Origin of the sequence: Streptomyces sp. NPDC026672 (assembly GCF_040638185.1) — a bacterium.
In the GTDB taxonomy this organism is placed as follows: Bacteria; Actinomycetota; Actinomycetes; order Streptomycetales; family Streptomycetaceae; genus Streptomyces.
The window spans coordinates 76,155-100,083 of sequence record NZ_JBEZXS010000033.1 but is presented as its reverse complement, the minus strand read 5'-3'; the positions used below and the strand labels follow the sequence as shown (position 1 = coordinate 100,083).

The following is a 23,929-nucleotide window of genomic DNA, read 5'->3' as shown; positions in this document are numbered from 1 at the left end:
GGGGATCACGCCATCGCAGATCCGTGTCGAGCAGGTCGCGCACCAGGCCATGGGGATGCACGCCGTGGGGCGTCGACTCGATGTACGGCTGTGTGTGCAACCAGGCGAACACGGCCGCGGCGTCATCGGACCCGTCCAGGACGGACCGCAGCAGGTCCTCCGTCGTGTCGTACGCGTGAGCGCAGACCTCCAGGGCATGCCTGTGCGCCGCCGACGGCACCGCGTCCCAGCCGATGTCGGCCTGCCAGCTCGCCTCGGGCGGACACCGACCGGCCACCACCACGATCGTGTCGGCCGGAAGACCCGAAGCCGTTCAGCCGGGCCATTGTCCTTTCGGCGACGGATCGGAAGACGCCGAGGCCGGAGCCGTAGGGCCGGCCTCGTTCGGCGATGACGGGGCGGATGCCGCGCTGCCGCAGCAGGCGCCGGTACTCGTCGTGGTCGTAGCCGCGGTCGGCGAGCAGGGCGCCCGACCGCGGTGATCGTTGAAGGCGTGTGGGTATCTGGTGGCGTATTACGCCTTGCGCCCGATGCCGCCGTAGATGTAAGTCGGTTCGGGGGAGGCTCCTGGGTCGGGACGCCACAGGGGGCACGAGACGACGCCGGGGTCCAGGAGGTCGAGGCCGTCGTAGTAAGCGGCGATCCGGTCGGGGCTGCGCAGAACGTAGGGGACGGCGCCGGTGTCGTCGTAGTCGGCCTGTGCCTTCATGAGGTCGGGGTCGGTGTCGGCGCCGTCGTAGTGCACGAGATAGCTGCCGGAGGGCAGCGCGGACAAGAGGCGGTCGACGATCGCCTTCGCCTCGGTGTGGTCCTGGACGTGGCCCAGGACGCCCATGAGCATCAGGGCGACGGGCTGGGCGAAGTCCAGGGTGTCCGCGGCGCGGCGCAGGATCGTCTCGGGGTCGTGCAGGTCGGCGTCGATGTAGGCGGTGACTCCGGGGGGTGTGCTGCGGAGCAGGGCCTCGGCGTGTGCCAGGACGATCGGGTCGTTGTCGACGTAGACGATCCTGGCGGCGGGGGCGATCCTCTGGGCGACCTCGTGGGTATTGTCGTTGGTGGGCAGGCCGGTGCCGATGTCGAGGAACTGGCGGATGCCACGGTCGCGGGTGAGGTGGGTGACCGTGCGGATCAGGTACTGACGGGACGCGCGGGCCATGATCCTCACCTGGGGGGCTGTCGCGGCGTAGGCGTCGCCGGCCTCCCGGTCGGCGGGGTAGTTGTCCTTGCCGCCCTGCCAGTAGTTCCAGGTTCGTGCTGAGTGGGGGACGGACGTGTCGATCTTGTTGTCCACGGGGTTTCCTCCGGAAAGGTGGGGTCCGGTCGCGCAGCGGAACGGGGTGGCGGGTGTCGGATGGCGCGGCGGCGGGCCGGGCAGACCACCACCGGCGCAGGCCAGGTGCCGTTCGCTCGGCCCTTTGAGCTGGAGGTCGTCGGGTCCGAGCGGGGTGTGGACCAGGTCGATGTCGCGGCGGAACTGCTCGATCAGGCTGCCTGGACGTGCGGCGTGCTCGCGTGAGTCACGGCGGCACGGTGGGCGGCGAGCTTGGTGGGTGGGTGCAACCACGGGGCGCACAATACGCCCCAGCAGGGGAGGCGAATGGCGTGGTGGACGGCCAACTTGGCTTATATCAGGCGGTGTTGTACCTCGGAGCGCGACCGTTGATGCGTGCGTCGCCGGCTGCACGGTCGAGCTCCTGACGGCTGGACTGGCCCTGGGGCGTCACCCGTACGTCGACCAGGAAGGCCCCGGCGCCACGCCCGCCGCAGCGGTCAGGATCCCGCCTCGGCCTCGTGAGCGAACCCGATCGAGACTCACTCCGGGTCGCTGAGGCAGTTCACCATCACCATCACCAACTCGAACTCCCGCGACCGCACGGTGCGGACCTGGGCCCCGCATGCCCAACCCATTGGCGCAACGCCAACGCCCACGCCCGGCCCACCGAACGCAGGAACCTGCGCACATCCGCAGCGAGAAAGGCATTTGCTGGGGCGGCAGACCACGACCGGCAGTGGCCTGACGACTCACCCCCGGCCACAGCATCATGAGTTCGCGGCCTTCGCCAGGACGCGGGCCAGCTCGCGGGGGTGGGTGGCCATCGGCCGGTGGCCCGAGTCGAGGTCCATGTACTCAAGGTGGGTGGCGCGGGCGAGGTCTGGGCTCTCGCAGGCTGTGATCCACTCCTTGGCCTGGGCGGGACGTCCGGCGTGCGGTTGGCGGGACGGTGCTGGACGACCTGGGTCACGACCAGCGCCTTCTACCGTTGGCACAGGACCTCGATGCCGTCTCCCGGGCGTCGGCGATCAAGGCAGCGGTCAGCGCCCGGCCGACACCGCGACCATGGACAGCGGTGTCCACCGCGATCTTCTCCAGATCGGCGTGCGGCCGATGGGTCGGTCGGGCGTAGCGGAGCCAGTACCCCAACCCGACAAGCCGACGGTCGAGGCAAGCGGCGCGCAGGGCCGCATCCCCGGCCTGTGCCGCAGAGACGACGTGGCCGAGAAGCTCCGCCATCTCATCCCGCGAGGGCGGTTCGACCCAGCCCAGCGCGGCACCTCCACTGACCAGGTCCGCCAGGATCCGGTGGGCCGGCTCAGCGAACCGGGCCTCCAGTTCCGGACCGGAAGTCAGCTCCATGGCGTCAATGACGGCGGGCCCACTGGTCACACCGCTGGTCGTGGCCGAATCCATGACCAGCAGCCCAGCCAGCCCAAGGCCCAGCCGAGACCCCACGTTCCAGCCTCGGCTGCGGCCAGGTCGTTACTGCCCCATGCTCTTGCTGGCCCTGACGAAAGCGAGTTGACCAAGCCGAGGAGTTGACCATGATTGTGGTGATGGGGGCCGACGGACACGTGGGGAGATCGCTGGTGCACGCCCTGGCCGTTCGGTTCACGTGGCCAGGCGTGCAACCTCTGAAGCGGCCATCAGGAAGGCACCGACGCCGAAATCGGCGGTGGACTCGTAGCTGATCGGCTGGCTCGACTCCGGCCGGTCGCCTACGCCCTGGACCCAGCCGAGCCTGCCGTCCGGATGCACCGCGTCCCGGACGAGTCCGTTCCAGCCCCGTGCGAGAACCGGCAGGTACACGGCCCGGTCGATGACACCCGTGCGGATGGCGTAGGCGAGGCCGAAGCAGAACATCGCCGTGCCGCTGGACTCCTTGCCGGGCAGGTGCGCCGGGTCGGCAAGGGACGGGTTCCAGAAACCGTCCGGGCGCTGTGAGGCCAGGAGACTGCGGCTCACGCCCTGCATGTTCCACTGGTATTCCGGTGCCCGTTTGTCGTCCGACGGCAGGACGGCGAGGACCTTGGCATGGGCCGCGTACGCCCACCCGTTGCCCCGCGACCAGAACACGGGCCTGCCGTTGGGCGAGAGCCTGCCCGCGCCGCCCGGGGACCAGTTGTCGTCGCGGTACCACAACTCGTGCTCGTAGTCGTAGAGTCCGCCGCCCCGGACGCGCTTGGTGTGGTTGTACATCGCGTACATTTTGACCCAGTAGTTGGTGTCGTGCCGCAGTGCACCGATCCGGGCCATGGGGGGCATCGCCATGTGCAGGGCGTCCACCCACCACCAGTCGTCGTGCTTCTGCGGCTGGTCGGTGTAGACCATCCTGCGCAGAGACGCTTCGATGGCTGAGATCTTCGCCTCGCCGCCGAGTATGTCGTAGAGGTCGAGGTAGGTCTGGCCGGCACAGTGGTTGTCGGCGTGCCGGGTCGTGACGCCGCCGGCGAGGCCATAGGAGTGCTTGTCCGCCCAGGAACTCGCGTAGGTGAGGTAGCGGTTCTCGCCCGTCGACCGGTACGCGGCCATGTTGCCGCTGAAATAGGTGGCACGGGCCCAGAGGTTGTCACCGGGGTCGGGATGTGTACTGATCCAGTAGTCGTTGACCCGGCGCGCGACCTCTACGACGGAGGCCCTGTCCGGCAGGACATCGGCCGCGACAGCGTCTGTAGGGCCGAGCACTGCCGAGGCGAGCGGAAGCGCGGCTGTCATCCGCAGGAAGCTGCGTCGTTGCATCGTGTTACCTCCGAACAAGCGTGTGTCGAATGGCACCAGGATTTTCGCGGAACGGTGGACCTTGCGAAAGCCCGGGGAGACGGACCGGGAGAGAACTTGTCCCGATACCGCGCCTCCAGCCCGTTCAGCGGGCCGGCGTCCGCCCGCAGGCGGTATGGAGATGAACACCGACCTGCAGCCCGGGCCCTCGCCGAGCAGCCCCGCGTACTGGTCCTCGACGAACCGACCAACCACCTCGACATCGCCCGCCAGTTGGACGTCCTGTCCCTGGTCCGCAGCAGCGGCCTCATCACGCCGGCAGCCCTGCACGACCTCAACCCGGCCGCGGCGCACTGCGACACGCTGTATGTGATCGCCGGGGGCCGGATCGTCGTCTCCGGATCACCATACGACGTGCTCCAACCCGCTCTGTTCGCAGAGGTGTTCGGGGTGCGGGCACATCCCGTTCGGCACCCGCGGACCGGCGCCGTCCAGCGGCTGTTCGACCTGCTCGGTCACCCTCACCAACTGTGGCGAGCGGGTGACGTACACCAAGGTCCCGGAGCGCGTCGTCACCAACGACGTGGGCATCACCGAGCTGATATTCGCCCTCGGCCTGGAGGACCGGATGGCGGGCCACGTCATGCCCAACGACAAGGGGAACCTGAACGACGTTCCCTGACCATCGTCGGCTGGGAGGGCGTTATGCAGTGGAATCCGGACGTGATCGTGATCTGCGACGACGGCGACGTCAGCGCCGAACAGAAGAAGAAGTTCCTCCTCTTCTACGCCCCGCTGCGCAACGTCTCCGCCGTGAAGCACCGACGGATCCTCGCACTCGACTACACCGACCTCGTTGAAGGCCCCCGCAACCCGTCGGCGATCAGCCGCTTGGGCACCCATCTGCGCAGCGTCGCCGACGACCGGAACGGTCCGAACTGAAGACGGGGCCTGCGCCCCCCCCTGAGACATCGGCTGCCGCGCCGCGCTGTGGCCCACGATCGTGCCTTCCCGGTCGATGCAAGATCACGTCGACCGCGACGGGCCCCCACAGCACGGCCAGGACCTCATCGAGTGCGGCAGCCGCAACCAGGTCGCCAAGGGGAACCCTGGCGGTGGCGCACAACTGGAGGGGCGGCCACACCGGTGTTGGCCTTTGCCATCTCGGAGACCAGCGCTTCGTCCGTGCCGCCCCGGCGGGCGAGTCCGGCGAGGAAGCCCTTGTCGACCTGGGAGCGGGCGGAGTGCAGGTCCAGGTGCCCGGCGGCCGGTTTGGAGAGCTTGGCGAAACCACCGCAGATCGTGAGTCGTTCGACCAGGTGGCGGCGACCGTGACGTAGTAGTCGACGACGTGGTCGGCGATGGCGTGCAGGACCGCGGAGGGGCCCATGGCGAGGAGCTGGCTTCGGCCTCAAGGCCCTCGCGCAGGGAGCCGAGGAGGGACCTGTGGCGGACGTGGCGGACGATGACGACGAAGTCGGGTCCGGTGAACACCATGATCTCCCCTGTGTTCACGACCTCGCTGGCAGCCGTCAGCTCGGGGTGTTGGACGTACGTGACGGTCTTGAAGACCGCGGACAGGACGTCGTCGTACTGCTCGATCTTGGGCGCTGGTGGGCCCGGACGGCGTCCTCGACCCCCGCCGAGTCCGTACCCTGCCGGCGGACGCCGTCGCGGTGGGCGACACAGTTGACCACGGCCGAGCCGAGCGGGGAGCGGGCCGGATGGCCGAGGTCCACGCGGCGGGGGCGACGGATGCGTTGCGCCGTTTCCAGCTCCGCCGAATCCGCCGTCGCTGAGGCCGATCTCCTCTTGGACGGAGATCTCGGAGCAGACCGCGTACTGCCCGCCACTCACTCAATTACGGAGCGCCAACAGCCACTTGTCCGTGTGCAGCAACCATTCGGCGGGGGCCGCTGTCTCTTACCATGACATCATCGACTTTAGGGGGACAGCATGGCTGCTCGGAAACGGGCGTCTCTTGCAGGACTGGCAGCCGCGGTCTGCGTGGTTCCCATGCTCCTGGTCACCTCAGCGGGGTCTGCGCATGCGGACACGAACTGCGGCAGCTCACCCGGTGACCTCATTCAGGACGTTGAGGTGCGCAGTGCTTCATGGTCCAACAGGACGGTGGTCCTGTTAACCGGCCGCTGGAGCGACCATTCCTACGCCTACATCAAGAGCGGTTACAACTCCGACGACCTGGTCTGGGTGGACCGCTCCTACGACGGGGGGACGAACTGGAGCCAGTGCGGACCGTTCAAACGCCGCAGCTCCAATGACCTGCTCAACGAGGGCAACTGGATGCGGGCGTGCATGCGTGTCACCTCAGCCGCCCACAGTTTCTGTACGGGCTGGTACTACGACCACACCGAGTGACCACTAGCAACATCGACTGTTCAGGCTCGTTGCCCGGCAGGGTAGCTGTCGTCCTGATCACGAGCGGTTCTGGAAGACATGGCGTCGCTGGTGGCCGTCTTGTAGGACGGCTGGGTGCTGGCCTGGTGGTGTGAGGACGAAAGCGCGGGGGAATCGGACGGGTTCCGGGCAGTGTTTCGCCAAGGCACCGAAGGGGCCGCGCTCTCTGGGAGGCGCGGCCCTGGTGCGCGGCGAGGGTGTTGCCTGATCCCTGCTTGCTCCTCCTGCGGTAGGGCGCCGACAGCGATTGCCAGTACACCTGGGCCCGCGTCAAGGCGTGCCGCGCCTTCCTCGACGTGGGTGGCACACTCGTCGTTACGCCGACACCCTGAGCACCGAGTTGCCGGCCCGGACGGGGGCGGATACCGGGAAACGCTCGGCGCTCGCGGTCGATTGCACGAACCGGCTGCACCTGTACCAGTTCCACACCGAGGTCGGCTGGTAGACCATGTTCCTGCCCATGTACGGCTGTCTACCGGGAGCTGTAGGGCAGGAGTGCCATCTCGCGTGCGTTCTTGATGGCCTGCGCTATCCGCCGCTGCTGCTAAGGCGTCACATGGGTCACCCGACGGCTGCGGATCTTCCCGCGGTCGGAAATGAACTTCCGCAGCAGGTCGGTGTCCTTGTAGTCGACGTACCTGACGCCTTCGGCGTCCAACGGGTTGACACGCTGCTTGGCGGTCTGTCGCCCGGTGCTCGTGTGGTGGGGCATGGTGAAGTCGGTCCACTCCTTCAGCGGGATGCCGTGCATGCGTGGGGATACGGCGGAACGGATCCCGGTTCAGGTCACCGGGTCGAGCAAGGTGTCGAAGGCGTGCGGGAGTTGTTGCCAGTGGTCCCTGCCCGCCGCGTACTCGTCATCGGTGAGCAGGCATGAGTCGAGCAGAGCCGCCAGACCGTCGCCGTCGAGCCCGGGCGAGGTGAAGGTGAGGTGCTGGCAGCGGTCGCCGTGTTCGGGGTGCCAGCCCAATGAGGCCGCGACGCGCTGCTCGGCCGGCACCATCTCCCAGGCCGCGTCCGGCAGAGCTGACAGCCAGGGGCCGGCCGACTCCACGCACAGCGCCCCGCCCGCGGCGTCCCAGGACAGCAGTGTGTCGGGGCGGTCCGCCAGCCGGAACCGCCCGCGGCTGCGGGCGGCGGCGCAGGCAAGGTCCTCCAACGCCGTGTAGAGGCGCTGCGGGTGGAAGGGCCGCTCGCGTCGCCGGACGACGGTGCTCACGCCGTGCTCGTCGCATTCCTGCGGCAGCAGCGCGCACGCGGGATGGACCCGGGCGGCAGCCGCCGCCACGTCGAACCCCGCCGACAGTACGTCGCTCAGGACACCGCCCCCCACACGTACCCTTCGTGCGCCCGGCGTGAGATGGGTGAGCAACGCGTGATTACCGTCGTTGGAGCCTAGACCGTCCGTCCCGCCCGAGCCGTACTCGGCCAGGGCGATCACCCCAACTCGTCATGGTCGGCGACTCTGCCCAGGCCATCTACCAGTGGCGCGGCGCCAAGGACGTCATGACCGGATCCGACGGCACCCAGCTGATGCTGTCCCAGTCCTTCCGCTTCGGACCCGCCTTCGCCCAGGAAGCCAACCGCTGGCTCCACCACGCCGGCGCCCCCATCCGCCTCACCGGCTCACCGGCCATCCGACACGAATCGGTCCCGTCGTTCATCCCGACGCGGTGCTGTGCCGCACCAACGTGGGCGCCATGGCCCAGATCATGAAACTCATGGCCGCCGGACACCAGGTCGCCCTCAGCGGCGGAGGAGACAGCCTCCACGCCCTGGCCCAGGCCGCCCGGGACCTGAAGGCGGGACGCCGCACCCACCACCCGGAGCTCGTCCTCTTCGAGTGCTGGGCCGACCTTCAGGACTACGCCGCCTACGACCCGGCCGGGCGCGACCTCCAACCCCTCGTCAACCTCGTCGACACCCACGGCACCGATGCCATCCTCGCCGCCCTGAGCCACCTCACCACGGAGACCGAAGCACAGATCACCGTCTCCACAGCCCACAAAGCCAAAGGGCGCGAATGGCCCTGCGTACTGATCGCAGACGACTTCGCCCGCCCCGACGACACCACCACCGGCGGAACCGACACCCCTGCTGCGGCCGAGCCCATCGGCGACGCCGAAGCCCGGCTCGCGTATGTAGCCGTCACCCGTACCCGTGAGTGCCTGGACCTGGGAGGCCTGTCCTGGATCAACGACCATCCCGTCGAGGACGACATGCCGACCGCCGAGACCGCCGCCCGTTGAAAACATCCGGTCCGAGCGGTACGCGCTCGTTCCGGCAGGTCCCGCAAGTGCGCCGCAGAGGCACGGATGCCAGCGACCGGAGTGATCCCAAGCCCGCGCCGACCGTGCTTGGTCGCTCGTCGGCTACGCGGCTGCGGAACTGTCCGCGAGCCAGCCATCCGACAGAGATACACCACCGACGCGCATCATGTTCTGCCTGGACAACACGCGCCGGCCGGACAGGCCCGCAAGCAGCCGGGCCGGCCAAGCTGCGCTGCCACAACAGCGTGCCGCTCAGAGGGGGCCCGTGGACGCCAGTTCGCGGCCGGTGCGTACTGGCGCGGCGGTCTTCTCGCGGACGTCGGCTTCCGTGACGCCTGGCGCCAGTTCCACGAGTTGCAGACCGCCAGGGGTGACGTCCAGGACGGCCAGGTCCGTGATGATGCGATCGACGCAGGTGCGGCCGGTCAGGGGAAGCGTGCACTCCGACACCAGCTTTGGTTTCCCGTCCTTGGCGGTGTGCTCCATGAGGACAAGGACACGGCGGGCACCGTGGACGAGATCCATCGCGCCGCCCATACCCTTGATCATCTTGCCTGGCACAGCCCAGTTGGCCAGGTCACCGCGGGCGGAGACCTGCATGCCGCCGAGGACCGCGACATCGAGATGGCGGCCACGGATCATCGCGAAACTGAGCGCCGAGTCGAAGAAGGCAGATCCTGGCAGGACGGTGACAGTCTCCTTGCCCGCGTTGATGAGGTCGGGGTCGACCACGTCGGCTGCCGGGTAGGGACCGGTGCCGAGGATGCCGTTCTCGCTGTGCAGGACGACGTGGACATCGGACGGCACATGGTCGGGGATGAGAGTCGGCAGACCGATGCCCAGGTTGACGTAAGCGCCATCGGGAAGTTCACGGGCGGCGCGAGCCGCCATCTCGGTGCGGGTCCAGGGCATCAGGAAGGCTCCTCTTCACGGATGGTGCGCTTCTCGACCGGCTTGTCGCCCATGCTCCCTACGACGATCACGCGTTGGACGAAGATGCCCGGTAGATGGACGTCGTTCGGGTCGATGCCCCCGGGATCGACCAATTCCTCGACTTCCGCGATGGTGATGCGGCCGGCCATCGCGCACAACGGGTTGAAGTTGGCGGTGGTCTTGTCGAAGACGAGGTTCCCGTGACGGTCGCCCTTCGAAGCGCGTACGAGGGCGAAGTCCGTCGTCACCGAGCGTTCCAGCACGTATGTGGTGCCGTCGAAATCCCGTGTCTCCTTGGCCGGGGACGCGACAGCTACCGAGCCTCCGCCATGCTGGGGCGCGGGCAGTGAAGCGGCGTCCCGGGCATCTGACGAAGCGGGAGAGGCGAGATCCTGTCCTGCGTCTGCTGGCGGCTCCGGGGCGCTGGTCGCCGCCGCTGGAACTACTTCTTGGCCTGAAATGGATTCCTCTCTCGTAAACCGTGATTTTGGGCATGTCGTTTTGTGTGGGGGAGTGATGTGGTGCGGGTGGGCGCGTACATGTCACTCACTCGCGAGGGGGAACAAAGGAAGTGAGATTCTTACGCGTTGTGGCGCGGTGGCATATTGCCGCTGGTGCCGTGCTTGCGCTTTTGGTGGGGACGGGTTCTGCGGTGGCTGCTCCGGTGTCGCCTGGACCTGGCTTGGGGGCTTCTCCGGCGGAGGTTGCGGCTGCTGGCCCGCAGGTCGCGGCCATTGCTGCTGCGGGTGCGCGGCCGGTGTCGGGCACTAGCCCGTCGGCCGGTCCCAAGTTCGCCAAGTCGGGGACTGTCTGGCGGGTCATCACCCCGGAAGTGGTGCTGCGGAACAGTGTGACCGACGCGGACGGTGATACCGCGAACCTGACGTTCCAGGTGTACACCGCGAACGCGGACGGTACTCCGAAGACCCAGGTCGACCTCGACGGGTCAGGTCAGTTCGGAGTGCTGGTGTCGCCGTACGTGGCCTCGGGCAGTACGGCGAAGGTGACCGTGGCGTACGGCATACTCAAGCCCGGTGTGCTGTACAAGTTCCGTACTTCCGCTTACGACGGCAGTCTGTATGAGACGACCTGGTCGGCCTGGGCGGACTTTCGCGTCGACCCGTACGTGAAGTTCCCCGCACCGCAGGCGACGTCGACGATCGACACCACGGTGCAGGAGATCGACGAGTTCACGCGGACCGATCCAGGTCCGGCGCTGCCGACGTTCGATGCGAACGGCGCGGTGAAGCGGCAGTCGACGCAGCAGCGTACCTGTGGCAAGCAGGACGCGCAGGGCCGCCAGCTCTGCATGGAACTGTCTCCTCCCACCAAGGAGTCGCAGGCGCGCGCGAAGAAGCGTGCTGAGGCGCTGAGCAAGGATCAGGAGGTGAAGGCCCGGAAGGCGGGCAAGTCTCCCGAAGCCGCTGCTGCGGCCGCGGCTGTAGCGCCTGCGGTGGAGCTGGTCGACTGGTGTTACGACCAGCCGGTGGGCAAGGACTACATGACCCGTGGGGAGGCGTGTCTGAAGAACATCGGGTCGGGGACCTTGGTGTTCATCGATGCCGAAAAGGGGGTGGAGATCGGCTTCGCGGAGTTTGATTTCGAGCAGCGGATCAAGGCGTATCCGAACAAGGGTGCGTCGGGTTCGGACTTCGCGGAGTTCGATCAGCAGATCGTCATCGTGCCGGTTTCGATCGACCCGGCGCTGGAAGGCGTCACGATGAAGTGGAACGTCGGATCGACGTGCTCGTCGTGCGTGACGTCGACGATTCGCTGGGCCGACAACCAGAACAACAACGCGGGTGCCAACGCTTACTGGGACGCGAATGACTGGAACCCGCTCGAAGGCCGGTGGGGCACTGTGCAGACAACCTGGTCCGGGACAGGGAAGGAGACCATCGACCTCGGCTGGTCGGTGACCGCAACCGTGGACGCCAGCGAAACGGCGACTGCTACGGCGGACTTCGGGACCTCGGGGATTCCGGAGGTACGGGAGCTGTCGCCGCGCTGTGACGACATCGTCGCGGGCTCGGCGCCGGGTTGTGTCCTACCGTTCTTCAAGCTGACCTACACGGTAGACACCAACAAGTACCCGGCTGCTGGGGCCTACTACTGGTACATGCAACAGGTGATGCCGGACCATGCCGGCTCGAAGAGGTGGGACTCGCTGATGCACTACCTGGGTCCGGACACACCTCTGAAGAACAGCAGTGGCGGGCCGTGGACGTCGGACAACAGCCGTACCCGCGTGTGCGACAGTACCTGGAGCGTGCATGCGTCCGACGCGTCAGTGGGTTCGGTCGACTGCGACGAGTACGCGATGGCTTCGACGCACGAGTCCGGCGGCTACCCGAACAGCGTGAACCTGGTGACGTCGGGTAGTAAGTGTGCGCAGTTCTTCACCGACAAGATGGGGGACGGTTCGGCGAACTTCGGCATCGTCGCGGACACCCGTACGGCGACGAACGGGCCGAGCGGCACGGAGCGGTGCGGACGTGCCGCGATCCCCAGCGTGCAGAACCAGCAGGCGTTCAGCGGGTTCCCGGCTCCGAGATGGCGCATGCTGGACGGCGACGGGTTTTTCGTGACCCTTCCAGGATTCGAGCACTGCACGTCGACCGCGGCCACCTGCACGTGGAGCAAGATCGGCTGACCCAAGCCCGTGCTTGGGTGAAACAGGAAGGAGGCCGGCCCTGCGGGCCGGCCTCCTTCTCGTACGGGGTCAGCTGGTCAGCGGCTGCCACCGCTCTTCCTGCAAGGAATCGAGCCTGCTGCCCCAGACCAGCGCCGCACCGACCAGGCCAGGCTTGTCGCGTGTGGCCAGAGCCGGAGCTTCGAGCATGTCGGCGACATCTTCCAGATAGGTGGCCAGTGTGTCGCGCTCCTTGCCGGGGCCTTCGTTGTAGCGGGACCAGCGGCCCAGGTAGCCGGTAGCAGCGTCCAGGTACAGGCCCGATGTGCGGTCGGCCGGGCCAAGGGCGACGACCGGAATCCAGGTGGGCTTCCACACGGTGATCTGCTCGTCTTCGGAGCGGCCGGTGTCGAGTGCATCCTGGTGTATCTGGGAATCCATCTTCAGCTGGTAGACAGCGGCCACAGCCTCCAGGGGCATCAGGGCCCTATTGCCCGGAAGGCATCCCCAGCCATTGACCCCGTCGTCGCCGGCGGTCAGCGACCACAGACAGCGCAGTTCGATGGGTACCTGCATGCCGAAGCTGCCTTCCAGAGCAGCGATCGCAGCGGGGCTGGCACCGGCGCGAAGAGCAGCGTAGGAGTCGGGCGCCCGGCGTTGTAGCCAGCGGACGATCCGGTGCCAGGCATCGGCGATTTCCCGTACCACGAGCGCTGCTTCGACAGCGCTGGCAGGGTGGCCCTGGCCCTGTTCCTGAGACTGGTCATCGGCGTCCGGGGAGGGGATGGGCTTTAGGTAGCGGATCTCGATCCGGTCCGCCTCGCGGATGTAGCCCACGGACAGCGCGGGGCAGTCCTCGAACACGTCGCCCTCGACTGTCACAGTAAGCACACCGGGCAGCCCCGAGGGCAGGCCCATGTCCGGATCATCGGCCAACTGACCGGCCAGGACCCTCAGGGCGTAGGGGACACCACCGCCAAGCTGGGAAGCGGCGTCGCGCACGTCCGGGGAGATTTCGACGTTCACAGCCTGGTGCTCCTCAGATGTCGGGTGGGGAGTAGCTCCCATACAGTAGGCCGCTCGCCCCCAATCAACGGCTGGTACAGCAATCATGCGTTGATGAACCGGCGAGAACGCGACCCCTCTCTCGGCCGGGGTACGTTGGCGATCATTCCCTACAGGGGCAGCAGCCCCACGCCGGGATCCTTGGCAGTGAACGATCCAAGGCGCGATCGACCGTGTAAGCCGTTCTGGCCCTGGCCATCTGACCCAGAGAGAGTGGCGTGGCGGCGCCTCCCGGTCAGACCCGAGAGCCAAACCAGCCTCTTACGCGACAATCCGCACAGGGACGCGTGTGGCCGGGCTGTGGAACGTGCGCGGGAACAGCGAGGAAATGGAGTGCGTAGCCTCACGCGGGGCATGCTCTGCCCGGTCCGTACCGGGGCGTTACGCGGTCGGCTGGTCCTTGACGACACTGGCTTCTGCTGTGGCGTTCTATTACCGGCTTCAGCGCCTGCGAGGCGTGGGAGGGGCAGCGGGGAGCGCTGGGTGTCAGGAGGTGACGCAGGTGTGCGGATTCTTCTTCCCGGTCCTGTCGGGCGTACCAGTCGTCTTGCCAGCGCCGGTTGTCTGCGTCGTCTGAACTCAAGAGGCGGCGCGTCGGGTGTCACGTGGCTTGGGGCCGCTGATGTGCTGGCTCTGGAGGAGCAGCAGGATTCGGTCGGACGGGCTGGCGTTGACGGTGGTGCCGTTGCGGACGGCGTAGAGGGCGGCGACGTGGCGGAGCCCGGTCTCGACGACCTCGTCGGCGATGGCGTCGGGCAGGAGGGACAGCAACTGACGGTGTCCGGACGCTCCGAGACTCGGTGTGCGGTCCGCGAACGTGCTTCGTAGACGTCGCTGGGCCGCGCCTCGCAGAGCAGTCTCGTCGCCGGCGATGTGGTGGCGTGCCCGATGGGTGGGGGGCTTGGGCTGAGGGAAGTTGCGGAGGTGACGCCATGCGCTGTGGATATGGGCGCGGTCGCTCCGTCTTACGCGGCAGACGGAGAGGAACGTCTTCAACTGTTCCTCGGTTGCCGGCAGCCTGCTGCGGTTGACGATGTTGTAGAGAGTGGTGCGGGGGACAGGCGTCAGCCCTGCCGTGGGACGGGTGAAGGTGGTGGGGGAGGGGGCGCCGGCCTTCTCGTAGGCGTCGGCGAGTGCGCCGCGGCTATGGATGAGGTGGGCAGAGGGTGCGTGGAGACGGCGGCCACGAGCGATGGTCCGGCCGCGGTTTCGCAGCTGGTGCGCGTCGTGGTGAGCGTGATCGGGAGCCCGGCACGCATCGAGGAGGGCGTCGAGGACAACGGGGGAGGGGGCACTTTCGCCGGACTCGGCGTTCTGGACCGTGCCACGGGAGACGGCTGTGGCAGCGGCGAGGGCGCGCTGGCTGAACCGTACGCCCTTGCGCAGCGCGATCAGGTGCGCGGCGAGGCGGGCGTACGGCGCGTGAACGGTGCTGTCGGGGCGGGGCAAGCAGGCACCTACTTGCCGGCGCCGGAGCGCACCGCGGCCTTGGCCAGGACGGCGATCAGGCGGTGGCCGCCCCCAGCGAGCGTGAGGGTGCCCGCGCCGATCGCGCCGCAGCCGCCCAGCAGGGCAAGGACGTCACCGATCGGTGTTCCCTCGCGAAACAGCAGGGTGCCGAGCGTGAGGAACGCGATCAGCAGGATCAAGGCATGAGTGGGACCCCAGCGCCCCTGGGAGAGCGGCGCGGCGTGCGAGAGAGAGGAGGGCATCTGGTTCACGGCATGACTCCGTTGGCGAGGGACCCCGGCGCATCGGCCGGTCCCGGGGCTGTGAGCGGTCGCAGAAGCGTGCAGCGCTGCGGCAGTTGGCCCTGTCGTTACGCAGGGCTGCGCGATGCGAACAGCCTTCCATGCCACCGCGTAGGCCCGCCTACCGCCGGATACCTCAATGTCCGGTTTGCCGATTGATGGCCCAGCGAACGTTCCCCTGCCGGCTACGCAGTTCCTGCCGGCACCAACGGCTCCCAGGTCCCGTCGACAGCGTGCCGCGCCGCAACGTACACGGCACTGGTGTGAGCAACCTGGGACAACCTGCCGGACGATCGCAGCCGGCAGGAGCCCATACGGCCCAGCATCCGTTCCCATTCGCTTGCGGTTGAAGCCTTGTTACTAGACGCTGCGGAGCGACGATCCCCGCCGCTTCGCGGCCGGTGTCCTCCTGACGGCGAATGGTCGCAAGCCCGAACCTCAGGAACCGGCAGACGCGTTGGCCCGCGCCTGCTGAGCGTCCGGCCGGCACCCTCGATGCCGGCCTTCGGTGCGTCAAGCCCAGGAAGCTCTCCGGTTTCCACTGGCGGCCGTGTACTACCGCACGAATCTCACGATGCGGCAGCTCGCCCCGCTGTTCGGTGTCTCGCCCGCGACCGTGTGCCGGGTTGTCCAGCGGCTCGGCCCGCTACTCGCGCTGGAGCCGGCCCGCACCTCCCAGGAAGCAGTCGAACGGCTGTGGATCGTCGACGGCACCCTCATCCCGGTCCGCGACCGCAAGGTCGGAGCGTCCTCCCGCAACTACCGGTTCTCGGCGAACGTGCAGGTCATCGTGGATGCGGAGACCCGCCTGGTGGTAACGGCCGCCCGCCCGGTGCCCGGCAACACGGAGGACGCGAAAGCGTGGTGTGAGTCCGGCCTGGCCGCGCACTGCGAGGGCGTGACCGTCCTGGGCGACGGCGCCTACATCAACACCGGCCTGATCGTCCCCCACCGCAAACGCCCTGGACGAGCGCTGCTGAAGGGCGAGGAAGAGGACAACGCCGCCCACCGCAAGGTCCGCGCCCGCGTCGAGCACACCTTCTCCCGCATGAAGAACTACAAGATCCTCCGCGACTGCCGGCAATGCGGCGACGGCCTTCACCACGCCGTCCAGGCCATAGCCCGCATGCACAACCTCGCCCTGGCTGCATGACCGACCACGCCCGAACACCGATTCGGCCCGCAAAAACACGGCCTTCTGCAACACCCTTTAGCACGCGACGGGTTTCGGACTGCTGATCGCTTCCTTGAAGCGGGCGTACCGAGCGTCGCTGGACACCAAGTTCTGAGCCCATAGCGCGCGACGGTGACCGGGTATCCTGGGCCGTTCAGGCGGCCCAGGACAAGCCCTCGCTTACAGGATGGCGTCGTAGGCGGTCAGGATGTCCGCGGGCTCGCTCCGGGTGACGTAGTCGGGGTGGACGTCGATCCAGCGGATGACACCGTCGGCGTCGACGATGACGGTGGTCGGCATGGGGATCACCGCGGTTCCGTCGGCGTTCGTCGCGGCGACGTCGAGTCCCAGTGCCGTCTGGGACGCCTTGGCGCCGTCGGTCGGCTCGGTCAGGATGCCGAGCTTGGCGGCGATCTGGTTCCCGGGGTCCGACAGCACCGCGAAGGTCAGTTCGTTGGTCTCCCGCACGGTCAGTGATCCGTCCGGCTTCTGGGGACTGATCGCCAGCAGGGAGGCGCCACGGCCGGCGAGCTCGTCGACGAGCTGGGTCTGATACGTGCGCAGGGCGATGTTGCAGTAGGGGCACCAGGCGCCGCGGTAGAACACGATGACGCCGGGCTTGTTGTCGAGCGACGCCCGCAGGGTGGTGGGCGCACCGTGGGCGTCCAGCAGGGCTCCGTCAGGCATCGGTGTGCCCGGCTCGACGACCGTGCCGGGAACACCGGACTCGATGAGTTGCTCCCGCTCGGCCGCGAACGGGGCGAGGATTTCTGCCGGGGCCTGCCCGGCCATCTGTGCGGTGAGAACTGTGGCTTGGTCGGCGATCGGAGTGGTGGTCATGGTTGCCTCTCTGGACGGTCGGCACTGCCTGTAATGGCATGCGTGATCCAGAGTTGCCAGCGAAAAACGGAACCGCAATTCCAGACTTCGCGGACTGGTCACCGACCTCGGGTTGCGGCCAACTGCGACTCGATGTGTCCCATCGCAGCGTCGAGCGCGACCTCCAGGGGGCGGGTGTCACGGTTCAGCTGCGCGAGCAGGAGGCCGCCCTGCAAGGCTGTGAGGAGCACGGTGGCCAGGGTTTCAGGGTCCGCCTCAGGACGGAGGGTCCCCTTGGCGTGCATGGCGACGAGACCTGCCTGAAGTCCCCAGGACCAGCGTCGGAAGCTGTGCGCCAGCTGGAGGCGTGCGGCTTCGTCGTGCTCGGCCAGCTGGCTGGTCAGCGAGGCGATGGGGCAGCCGCCCCGGCAGTTGAGCTCGCGTTGCCGGTTCACGGCGAAGTCACGCCACTCCCGCAGGCCTTCCATGGTGTCGAGCCGGGCGAACAGGGACTGCTGCGGCTCGATCACCGCATCTGTCTGGAACTCGATGACGGCTCGCACCAGGGTCGTCTTGTCGGCGAAGTGGCGGTAGATCTGCGAGTTGCTCGCGCCGGAGCGGTCACGCACTTCTTCGATCGTCGTGTCGGCGACACCGTTCTCGAACATCAGCTGAGCGGCTGCAGCAACGATCCGCCGCCTGGTCTCCTGGCCTTTGGCCGTCAGCGTTCCTGGTTTCATGGGCATGGAAGCAGCGTACGAACTTTGGCATTGCGATGCCAGTCTTGGCTGGTCACTCTGAAGGCATGAGAGATCTCAAGAAATACGGAAAGTTCGCGATTGTCACCGGGGCCTCTTCCGGGATCGGAGCGGAGTTCGCCCGACAGATCGCCGCCAAGGGTGTCGGTGTCGTGCTCGTCGCGAGGCGTGTCGAAAAACTGGAGGCGCTGGCCGGTGAACTGCGTACGGTCCACAACGCCGACGTTGTTCTTCTCCCGCTCGACCTTACCGCCCCGGGTGCCGTTGCCGAACTGGTGGAACGCACGGCCGGCCTTGATGTCGGCATGATCGTGGCCTCAGCCGGCGTCGTGACCGCAGGTGCCTTCCTCGAGCAGGAGCTGACAGCGGAGCTGGAGCTGATCGGGCTGAACCTGAGCGTGCCGGTGCAGCTGGCACACGCCTTCGGGCTCCGGTTCATGAAGCGCGGGCGGGGGGCGCTTGTCCTCCTGTCGTCGTCGGTGGCGTTCGCCCCTGTGCCCTTCACGGCCAACTATGCGGCGGTGAAGGCGTATGTCGCCTCGTTCGGTCAGGCGCTGGCCTTCGAGTTGCGACGAACCGGTGTGGACGTGCTCACCGTGGCGCCGGGCCCGACCCGCACGGAGGGTGTGGAGACCACTGAGGGTATCGATTTCGGCAAACTTCCCCTGCCGATGATGTCCCCCGAGCGTGTGGTGCGCACCTCGCTTCGGGCGCTGGGACGCAAGGCACTGGTGATCCCCGGGGGCATCAACCAGTTCAGTGACGCACTGGGCAAGTACACGACGCCGCGGCGTGTGCAGACCGCGATGTTCGGCCGTCTGGTCAACCGCGCGCTGACGGCGAAACCGGGCGAGTTCACCGCTGCGCGTCCACGTTGATGAGAGGGGGCGTCCTGTCCGTCTCCGCCACCGGGACGCCCCGGCTCGGAGGCGGACAGCGGCGTTCAGGTCCGCCTCCCCGGCCGAGCCGGCGATGGACCGCAACCCCGGATGTGCGGCCTGCCTTTTGGCGCTGCCGCCACAGCATACTTTCTTTGTCACAGACATGCTTGTCTTGTCAAATTGCTACGCTGGGGGCGGTTGCGAACGTCGTAAGGAGAACCGGCGTGGAGAAGACGGCACAGGGCAACGTCGTGTTCAAGGGGGTCGAGATCGAACCGCTGGCGCAAAGCGAGGAGCAGGTCTGGCGCCAGCTGATGCGCATCATGATCGTGCTGCCCCGCGCCAGTGAAGCTGACCTGGTGGCGGCCGGAGGCCTTTCGGGGTCGGAGTACGCCGTCCTGATGCACCTTTCGGAGGCGCCGCAGCACGCCATGAGGATGATCGATCTGGCGGGACGGCTGTGGCTCAGTCAGAGCGCCGCCACACGCATCGTCGAGCGACTGTGCCGCGCCGGTCTGGTGGCCCGCCGTCCTTCCGAGTACGACAAGCGTGGTCAGGTGGCCGTCCTCACCGAGGAGGGCCACAAGCAGTTGGAGGCGAGCTACCCAGGGCACCTGGCCAGCGTCCGCAGACTTGTCTTCGACAGGTTGAGGGGAATCGACCTGGGCGAACTCGCTGCGGCGTTGGCAGCCATCGCCGCGGACGAGCCCATGGACCGGCCGACCGACCGGATCACGTCCCCGGGACGGTGAGTGCGCTCATCCCGGCCCAGGGCACTTCGCGTCCGGCGTCAGAGAGGAATCCGGTGACCGGTTCGGAGTTTCTGACGATGAAGGGTCAGATCTGCGCCAAGCCGCCGTCGACCTGGATGTCCGCGCCTGTGATGAAGCTGGCTTCTCCTGAGGCCAGGAAGGCGACGGCGGAGGCGATCTCCTCGGGCTGCCCGAGCCGTCCCAGCGGTGTCTGGGCCGTGATCTGGTCGTAGAAGCCCTTCCGCAGGGTCTCGTCCGGCAACATGGCGCCAGGCCGGGCGTGTCGGTCGCCCCCGGGCTGACCACGTTGACACGGATGCGCCGTTCCTTGAGCTCCAGCGCCCAGGTGCGCGCGAGAGTGCGGATCGCCGCCTTGGCCGAGGTGTAGACGCTCTGCGCCGGAGCCACCTTCCTCGATCCGATCGAACCGGTCAGGATCACAGAACCGCCGTCGGCTAGGAGGTCGAGCGCTTTCTGCACGGTGAAGACGATGCCCTTGACATTGGTGTTGAACTGGCGGTCGAAACTGTCCTCAGTGATCTGGCCCAGGGGTTCCAGATCGATGACGGCCGCGTTGGCGAAGACAATGTCGAGCGTACCCTTTTCCGCCCGCACCCTGGCGAAAAGACGGTCGAGGTCGGCCAGGCTCGAGACGTCGCCCTGGACGCCTACCGCGTTCGGGCCGGCTTCGGCCACCGTCTTGTCCAATTCCTCCTGCCGACGGCCCATGACATAAACGGTCACGCCCTCCGCGGTCAGTCGCTCGACCACCGCCTGCCCGATTCCGCTGGTCCCACCGGTTACTACGGCGACCTTTCCGGCCAAAGTACTGCTCATGAGTGAACTCCTCAAAAGAATCACGGAGAAAAGCGTGCGCCGCGTTCGGGCGCGTCGTTGAGGTGGTGACGTCCTGACGGACTTCACCGGCCGGTGTGAACCATCCGCGTGCGCACGGCACCGGGTCCTTTCATCGATCAGCGGCCTTGTGGCCTGCGCAGGGTCTCCCGGGCAGGCCACAAGGCCGGATCACGGCGCCGCGCGCCGCAACCGCCGCAGGTCAGCGGGCGGCTGCGGCTCCCACAACCCCGAGCTGCTCAAGCATCAGGGTCCCGGAGGGATAGCAGTCGAATCGATCGATCTTCCCGTCCACGACCTTGAAGACGTCGCAGCACGGAATGTCCAACCGCCTGCCCGTCGCCTCCACAGGACCCGCCATCGAGTGCAGGGTGCCCTTATGGGTTCCCTGGATGGAGAGCTGGACGATCACCGTGTCCTCGACGCTGTAAACGCTGTGGATCTCCCGGTGCACGTCGGGGAATCCCTTCACCATCTCTTCGACGACCACGCCCAGGGACTCACCACTGAACGACTGCCCCGTGGCATGGTTGGCGAAGACCCCGTCCTCGGTGAAGCTATCCCTCCAACCGGGGACACTGGTGCTCTTTCCCTCGGCGAACTCGTAGGCACGCCGCACAACTTCTTCGTTGCTGTTTGCCATTGTTGTTTCCAGCCGTGTTGGTTGTCCTATTCATCACCGCCCAGTGCCTGCGGCAACGAAGTGCTTGACGCGTCAACTATAAGCTTGACGTGTCAATTTTACAAGCCTGTTATCGATCAACTGCTGCCGGTTGCCGGGATCGGCCTGCCCCCGGCAGGGAGATCACGCGTCGATTGACGCTCAGCCGTGACGGCTGCACGCAGGGCGGGCATGACTTCGGTGGCGAAGCGCTGGAGGGTGGGCCTGTGGTCGGTGGCGAGCACGAAGGTGCCGACACCGTCCTCCAGGATGCTGGGCAGGAGTTCCTGGACCCACTGCTCTGGCGGACCGTGCAGGTAGCCGCCGTTGCGGGCGGTGAACTGGCCGGTGATGCCGGCCATGCGGCGGATGTCGGCCGGGGTGCGTCCGGCCTCCGTTGCCGCTTCGTCGATGACTGTGCTCGCCGACTGCCAATGGGCTCGGCCGTGGGTCCCGCCGAGCAAGGCTGTCCAGCCGTCGGCCTTCTGGCCGGTCAGCCGCAGCATCCGAGGCTTGTAGGCGCCGAGCCAGATGGCCATGGGGTGGGCGGTCGGCGGTCCGGGTCGCATGCCGGCGAGGCGGTGGTAATGACCGGGGACCTCGACCCCCATGGGAACAGACGGCCCGTCCGGCCAGGCGGCGCGGATGACGTCGATTGCTTCCTCAAGTGCGTCGACGGCCTGTCCGCTGGTGCGTCGCTGGACGCCCATGGTGGTGATCTCGTCCCAGAAGTGCCCGGCGCCGAGGCCGAGTTCGATGCGGCCGCCGGACAGCAGATCGAGGCTGGCGGCGGCCTTCGCGACCATGGCCGGCGCCCTCATCGCCATATTGAGCACGTTCGGGGCGATGCGGATCCGCTCGGTACGGGCGGCCGTCCAGCTCATCAGGGTCCAGGCGTCCAGGTAGCCGGGCCGGTACGGGTGGTCCTGGAACATGACGAGGTCGTAACCCCACTGCTCGCTGAGTAGCGCAAGATCGACCGGTGCGCCGACAGGCCGGGCGACGGGTTCGGGGAAAGTGGCGAACTGGAGGTCATGTCCGAAGTCGGGCATCGTTCACATCCTTCTGCGGACTGCGTACGCGCGGTAGTCAGCCGTTTGGGGACGCACCCCGTTGAAGCGCCTCGAGGCCGAGGCCGTGGCGCAATCGGCAAGAGGCTGGTCTCCCCGTGGTCCGCCGGGGCGCGGGAGGCCTCGGCCGGTTCGGTGGATGCCGCTCGTGCGGACCGCGCCCCTGGCCGGCCCATGCCGGCGCAGGCGTCCGGTCACGGTCCGTCCTCCCGCTCCGGGGGTTGTGTGTCCGGCTCCCCCGAGGGAGTAACCGCATGCATTCGTAGTGATCGATACAAAACATAGCCGCAGGTAATTGAAGGGTCAAGTGGTACTGTAGTGATCCCTAAGAAATGTATTCCGGGGAGGTCAGGATGCCGGGAGGAGGTCGCCCCCGCGGGTTCGACGAGGAGGAGGCGCTGGATGCCGCGATGCGGCTCTTCTGGGAACAGGGGTACGAGGCGACCGGTGTCGCGGATCTGACAAAGGTCATGGGGATCTCGCCGCCGAGCATGTATTCGGCCTTCGGTAGCAAGGAGGAACTGTTCCGGCGTGCGGCCGACCGTTACGTGGCGGGTCCGGCGCGCCATCTGGTCGCCGCGTTGCGCTGTTCCACGGCGCGGGAGGTGGCTGAGAGCCTGCTTCGCGGCATGGTGGACCTCGCGGCCGGTCAGGGTACCCCGCACGGATGTCTGACCATTCAGGGCGCGCTGGTGGCCTCGGACCGCGGGCGGGCCGTCCGGGACGACCTGGCCGTCCGTCGGCGGCAGGGCGAGGCGCTGTTCGCCGAGCGCCTGGAGCGAGCCGGCCCCGGTGAGCTTCCCGCTGGACGGGACGCGGCAGCCGTTGCCCGTCATCTGTTCACCGTCAGTTTCGGGCTCGCCGTGCAGGCCGCGGGCGGGGCGAGCGCGGCTGAGCTGCACGAGGTCGTCGACGTCGTGATGAGCGGCTGGCCGCGTCCGCCGGCTGCCGGGCACGACGCCCTTGCCGACGTCATGGCCGAGGCCCGGCCGCAGGAGGGTACGCCGCCGGAAGGACCGGGCCCCAAGTGACCAGTCGGTCCCGAGCGGGCGCCGTTCCCTACAGGCTCTGGACGCCACTCGCTCGGGGCCATGATGCGTGGGATCAGACGGCCAGGTAACCGCCGTCGACAGGCAGTTCGACGCCGGCGACGAAGCTGCTTTCCGAGCTGGCCAGGAACAATGCCGCGGCTGCGAGTTCCTCGCTGCGGCCCATACGTCCCAGCGGTGTGCTCCTCGCCACTTCGGCCTTGATCGCTTCGGCTGCCTCCGGTGTCGGTGCCTGGCGGTCCCAGGCACCGCTGTCGATCCCCCCGACCGTGATGACGTTGACGCGGATGCGACGGTCCTTCAGCTCGGAAGTCCATGTCCGGGCGAAGGACCGCAGCGCGGCTTTGGGTCCGCCGTACACGCTGGTTCCGGGCTGGCCTTTGCGCCACAGCCCCGAGCTCATCATGATCACGGAGGCGTCCTCGCTGAGCAGGGGCAGCGCCTTCTGCACGGTGAAGAACACTCCGCGGGCGTCGGTGTTGTAGGTGGCGTCGAACTGCTCAGGCGTGACATCGGCAAGAGGCGCAGACTCGCCGACTGCCGCGTTGGCCACAAGTACGTCGAGCCTGCCCGTCTGGTCCCGGATGCGGGCGTACAGCCGGTCCAGGTCGTTGAGGTCGGACATGTCACCGGTCACCGGCGTGGCCTTGTCGCCGATCGTTGCGGCTGCTGCGTCGAGGGTGTCCTTGTTCCGGCCGGTGATGAACACGTCTGCGCCTTCGGCGGCGAAGCGCCGTGCGACGGCCAGCCCGATTCCCCGGCTGCCGCCCGTGATCAGGGCGACCTTTCCTTCGAGTGCTCCCATGATGTGCTGCTCCTTGTTCTTGGTTTTCGTACGGTTCTCGGC

General features: G+C 67.5%; 17 protein-coding genes and 13 pseudogenes. 9 read left to right on the top strand and 21 right to left on the bottom strand.

What is annotated here, in order from left to right:
* From AB0F77_RS31525 to AB0F77_RS31505, 5 genes and pseudogenes are all read right to left on the bottom strand, one after another.
* Positions 1 to 277 (bottom strand): annotated as a pseudogene (locus AB0F77_RS31525) (hypothetical protein); the annotation flags it as partial.
* Between the two features lie 28 nt (positions 278 to 305).
* A pseudogene (locus tag AB0F77_RS31520) lies at positions 306 to 491 on the bottom strand (IS5/IS1182 family transposase); the annotation flags it as partial.
* Positions 492 to 514: 23 nt separating this feature from the next.
* On the bottom strand, positions 515 to 1,291 hold the full coding sequence (locus AB0F77_RS31515) for an SAM-dependent methyltransferase (protein WP_361955082.1): 777 nt from the start codon (positions 1,289 to 1,291) through the stop codon (positions 515 to 517).
* Between the two features lie 976 nt (positions 1,292 to 2,267).
* Positions 2,268 to 2,689 (bottom strand): annotated as a pseudogene (locus AB0F77_RS31510) (GNAT family N-acetyltransferase); the annotation flags it as partial.
* 198 nt (positions 2,690 to 2,887) lie between these two features.
* Positions 2,888 to 4,015: a glycoside hydrolase family 88 protein gene (locus tag AB0F77_RS31505; protein ID WP_361955072.1), complete on the bottom strand. Its 1,128-nt coding sequence runs from the start codon at positions 4,013 to 4,015 to the stop codon at positions 2,888 to 2,890.
* 177 nt (positions 4,016 to 4,192) lie between these two features.
* Here AB0F77_RS31505 and AB0F77_RS31500 point away from each other — a divergent pair.
* Positions 4,193 to 4,507: pseudogene (locus AB0F77_RS31500) on the top strand (ABC transporter ATP-binding protein); the annotation flags it as partial.
* Positions 4,506 to 4,936 (top strand): annotated as a pseudogene (locus tag AB0F77_RS31495) (hypothetical protein); the annotation flags it as partial. The pseudogenes AB0F77_RS31500 and AB0F77_RS31495, both read left to right, overlap by 2 nt.
* A gap of 42 nt (positions 4,937 to 4,978) precedes the next feature.
* On the opposite strand, the pseudogene AB0F77_RS31490 reads toward AB0F77_RS31495, so the two are convergent.
* Positions 4,979 to 5,322, bottom strand: a pseudogene (locus AB0F77_RS31490) (cobalt-precorrin-5B (C(1))-methyltransferase); the annotation flags it as partial.
* Positions 5,322 to 5,769: pseudogene (locus tag AB0F77_RS31485) on the bottom strand (magnesium transporter CorA); the annotation flags it as partial. The pseudogenes AB0F77_RS31485 and AB0F77_RS31490, both read right to left, overlap by 1 nt.
* A gap of 325 nt (positions 5,770 to 6,094) precedes the next feature.
* Here AB0F77_RS31485 and AB0F77_RS31480 point away from each other — a divergent pair.
* Positions 6,095 to 6,373 carry a hypothetical protein gene (locus AB0F77_RS31480; RefSeq protein WP_361955071.1) on the top strand — a complete coding sequence of 93 codons (279 nt, stop codon included), beginning with the start codon at positions 6,095 to 6,097 and terminating at the stop codon, positions 6,371 to 6,373.
* Positions 6,374 to 6,884: 511 nt separating this feature from the next.
* On the opposite strand, the pseudogene rpsR reads toward AB0F77_RS31480, so the two are convergent.
* Positions 6,885 to 7,124, bottom strand: a pseudogene (gene rpsR / locus AB0F77_RS31475) (30S ribosomal protein S18).
* Positions 7,125 to 7,193: 69 nt separating this feature from the next.
* Positions 7,194 to 7,805: pseudogene (locus AB0F77_RS31470) on the bottom strand (GTP-binding protein); the annotation flags it as partial.
* A gap of 50 nt (positions 7,806 to 7,855) precedes the next feature.
* Here AB0F77_RS31470 and AB0F77_RS31465 point away from each other — a divergent pair.
* Positions 7,856 to 8,661 (top strand): annotated as a pseudogene (locus tag AB0F77_RS31465) (3'-5' exonuclease); the annotation flags it as partial.
* A gap of 273 nt (positions 8,662 to 8,934) precedes the next feature.
* Here the strand turns inward: AB0F77_RS31465 and AB0F77_RS31460 are convergent.
* The gene (locus tag AB0F77_RS31460; protein WP_361955070.1) at positions 8,935 to 9,594 is read right to left on the bottom strand and encodes a CoA transferase subunit B; all 660 of its coding nucleotides are present in this window, start codon (positions 9,592 to 9,594) and stop codon (positions 8,935 to 8,937) included.
* Positions 9,594 to 9,944 (bottom strand): annotated as a pseudogene (locus AB0F77_RS31455) (CoA-transferase); the annotation flags it as partial. The gene AB0F77_RS31460 and the pseudogene AB0F77_RS31455, both read right to left, overlap by 1 nt.
* 521 nt (positions 9,945 to 10,465) lie before the next feature.
* Between AB0F77_RS31455 and AB0F77_RS31450 the strand changes: the two are divergent.
* The gene (locus tag AB0F77_RS31450) at positions 10,466 to 12,268 is read left to right on the top strand and encodes a hypothetical protein (protein WP_361955069.1); all 1,803 of its coding nucleotides are present in this window, start codon (positions 10,466 to 10,468) and stop codon (positions 12,266 to 12,268) included.
* Positions 12,269 to 12,337: 69 nt separating this feature from the next.
* Here the strand turns inward: AB0F77_RS31450 and AB0F77_RS31445 are convergent, their stop codons facing one another.
* From AB0F77_RS31445 to AB0F77_RS31435, 3 genes are all read right to left on the bottom strand, one after another.
* Entirely contained in the window at positions 12,338 to 13,273 is a 936-nt protein-coding gene (locus tag AB0F77_RS31445; RefSeq protein ID WP_361955068.1) for a hypothetical protein, read from the bottom strand.
* A gap of 618 nt (positions 13,274 to 13,891) precedes the next feature.
* The gene (locus tag AB0F77_RS31440; protein ID WP_361955067.1) at positions 13,892 to 14,761 is read right to left on the bottom strand and encodes a helix-turn-helix transcriptional regulator; all 870 of its coding nucleotides are present in this window, start codon (positions 14,759 to 14,761) and stop codon (positions 13,892 to 13,894) included.
* Positions 14,762 to 14,769: 8 nt separating this feature from the next.
* Positions 14,770 to 15,024: a hypothetical protein gene (locus AB0F77_RS31435; RefSeq protein ID WP_361955066.1), complete on the bottom strand. Its 255-nt coding sequence runs from the start codon at positions 15,022 to 15,024 to the stop codon at positions 14,770 to 14,772.
* 580 nt (positions 15,025 to 15,604) lie between these two features.
* Here AB0F77_RS31435 and AB0F77_RS31430 point away from each other — a divergent pair.
* Positions 15,605 to 16,216: pseudogene (locus tag AB0F77_RS31430) on the top strand (transposase family protein); the annotation flags it as partial.
* A gap of 201 nt (positions 16,217 to 16,417) precedes the next feature.
* Here the strand turns inward: AB0F77_RS31430 and AB0F77_RS31425 are convergent.
* A complete protein-coding gene (locus tag AB0F77_RS31425) occupies positions 16,418 to 17,077 on the bottom strand; it encodes a peroxiredoxin-like family protein (RefSeq protein WP_361955065.1) in 660 nt (219 codons plus the stop codon).
* A 98-nt stretch (positions 17,078 to 17,175) separates the two neighbouring features.
* On the bottom strand, positions 17,176 to 17,802 hold the full coding sequence (locus AB0F77_RS31420) for a TetR/AcrR family transcriptional regulator (protein ID WP_358079815.1): 627 nt from the start codon (positions 17,800 to 17,802) through the stop codon (positions 17,176 to 17,178).
* Positions 17,803 to 17,861: 59 nt separating this feature from the next.
* On the opposite strand from AB0F77_RS31420, the gene AB0F77_RS31415 reads away from it, so the two are divergent.
* Entirely contained in the window at positions 17,862 to 18,692 is an 831-nt protein-coding gene (locus AB0F77_RS31415; protein WP_358079813.1) for an SDR family NAD(P)-dependent oxidoreductase, read from the top strand.
* Between the two features lie 227 nt (positions 18,693 to 18,919).
* Positions 18,920 to 19,447 carry a MarR family winged helix-turn-helix transcriptional regulator gene (locus tag AB0F77_RS31410; RefSeq protein ID WP_361955064.1) on the top strand — a complete coding sequence of 176 codons (528 nt, stop codon included), beginning with the start codon at positions 18,920 to 18,922 and terminating at the stop codon, positions 19,445 to 19,447.
* An 85-nt stretch (positions 19,448 to 19,532) separates the two neighbouring features.
* On the opposite strand, the gene AB0F77_RS31405 is transcribed toward AB0F77_RS31410, so the two are convergent.
* From AB0F77_RS31405 to AB0F77_RS31390, 4 genes and pseudogenes are all read right to left on the bottom strand, one after another.
* The gene (locus AB0F77_RS31405; protein WP_361955081.1) at positions 19,533 to 19,712 is read right to left on the bottom strand and encodes an SDR family oxidoreductase; all 180 of its coding nucleotides are present in this window, start codon (positions 19,710 to 19,712) and stop codon (positions 19,533 to 19,535) included.
* A 65-nt stretch (positions 19,713 to 19,777) separates the two neighbouring features.
* A pseudogene (locus AB0F77_RS31400) lies at positions 19,778 to 20,284 on the bottom strand (SDR family NAD(P)-dependent oxidoreductase); the annotation flags it as partial.
* Positions 20,285 to 20,504: 220 nt separating this feature from the next.
* A complete protein-coding gene (locus AB0F77_RS31395) occupies positions 20,505 to 20,945 on the bottom strand; it encodes an ester cyclase (RefSeq protein WP_361955063.1) in 441 nt (146 codons plus the stop codon).
* A gap of 116 nt (positions 20,946 to 21,061) precedes the next feature.
* Positions 21,062 to 22,015, bottom strand: a complete 954-nt coding sequence (locus tag AB0F77_RS31390; RefSeq protein WP_361955062.1) for an LLM class flavin-dependent oxidoreductase — start codon at positions 22,013 to 22,015, stop codon at positions 21,062 to 21,064.
* A 371-nt stretch (positions 22,016 to 22,386) separates the two neighbouring features.
* Here AB0F77_RS31390 and AB0F77_RS31385 point away from each other — a divergent pair, with 371 nt between their 5' ends.
* Positions 22,387 to 23,064, top strand: a complete 678-nt coding sequence (locus tag AB0F77_RS31385) for a TetR/AcrR family transcriptional regulator (RefSeq protein ID WP_361955061.1) — start codon at positions 22,387 to 22,389, stop codon at positions 23,062 to 23,064.
* 73 nt (positions 23,065 to 23,137) lie between these two features.
* Here AB0F77_RS31385 and AB0F77_RS31380 read toward each other — a convergent pair whose 3' ends face one another.
* Positions 23,138 to 23,887 (bottom strand): SDR family oxidoreductase, encoded by a 750-nt coding sequence (locus AB0F77_RS31380; protein ID WP_361955060.1) that lies wholly within the window; start codon positions 23,885 to 23,887, stop codon positions 23,138 to 23,140.
* Between the last annotated feature and the right edge of the window lie 42 nt (positions 23,888 to 23,929).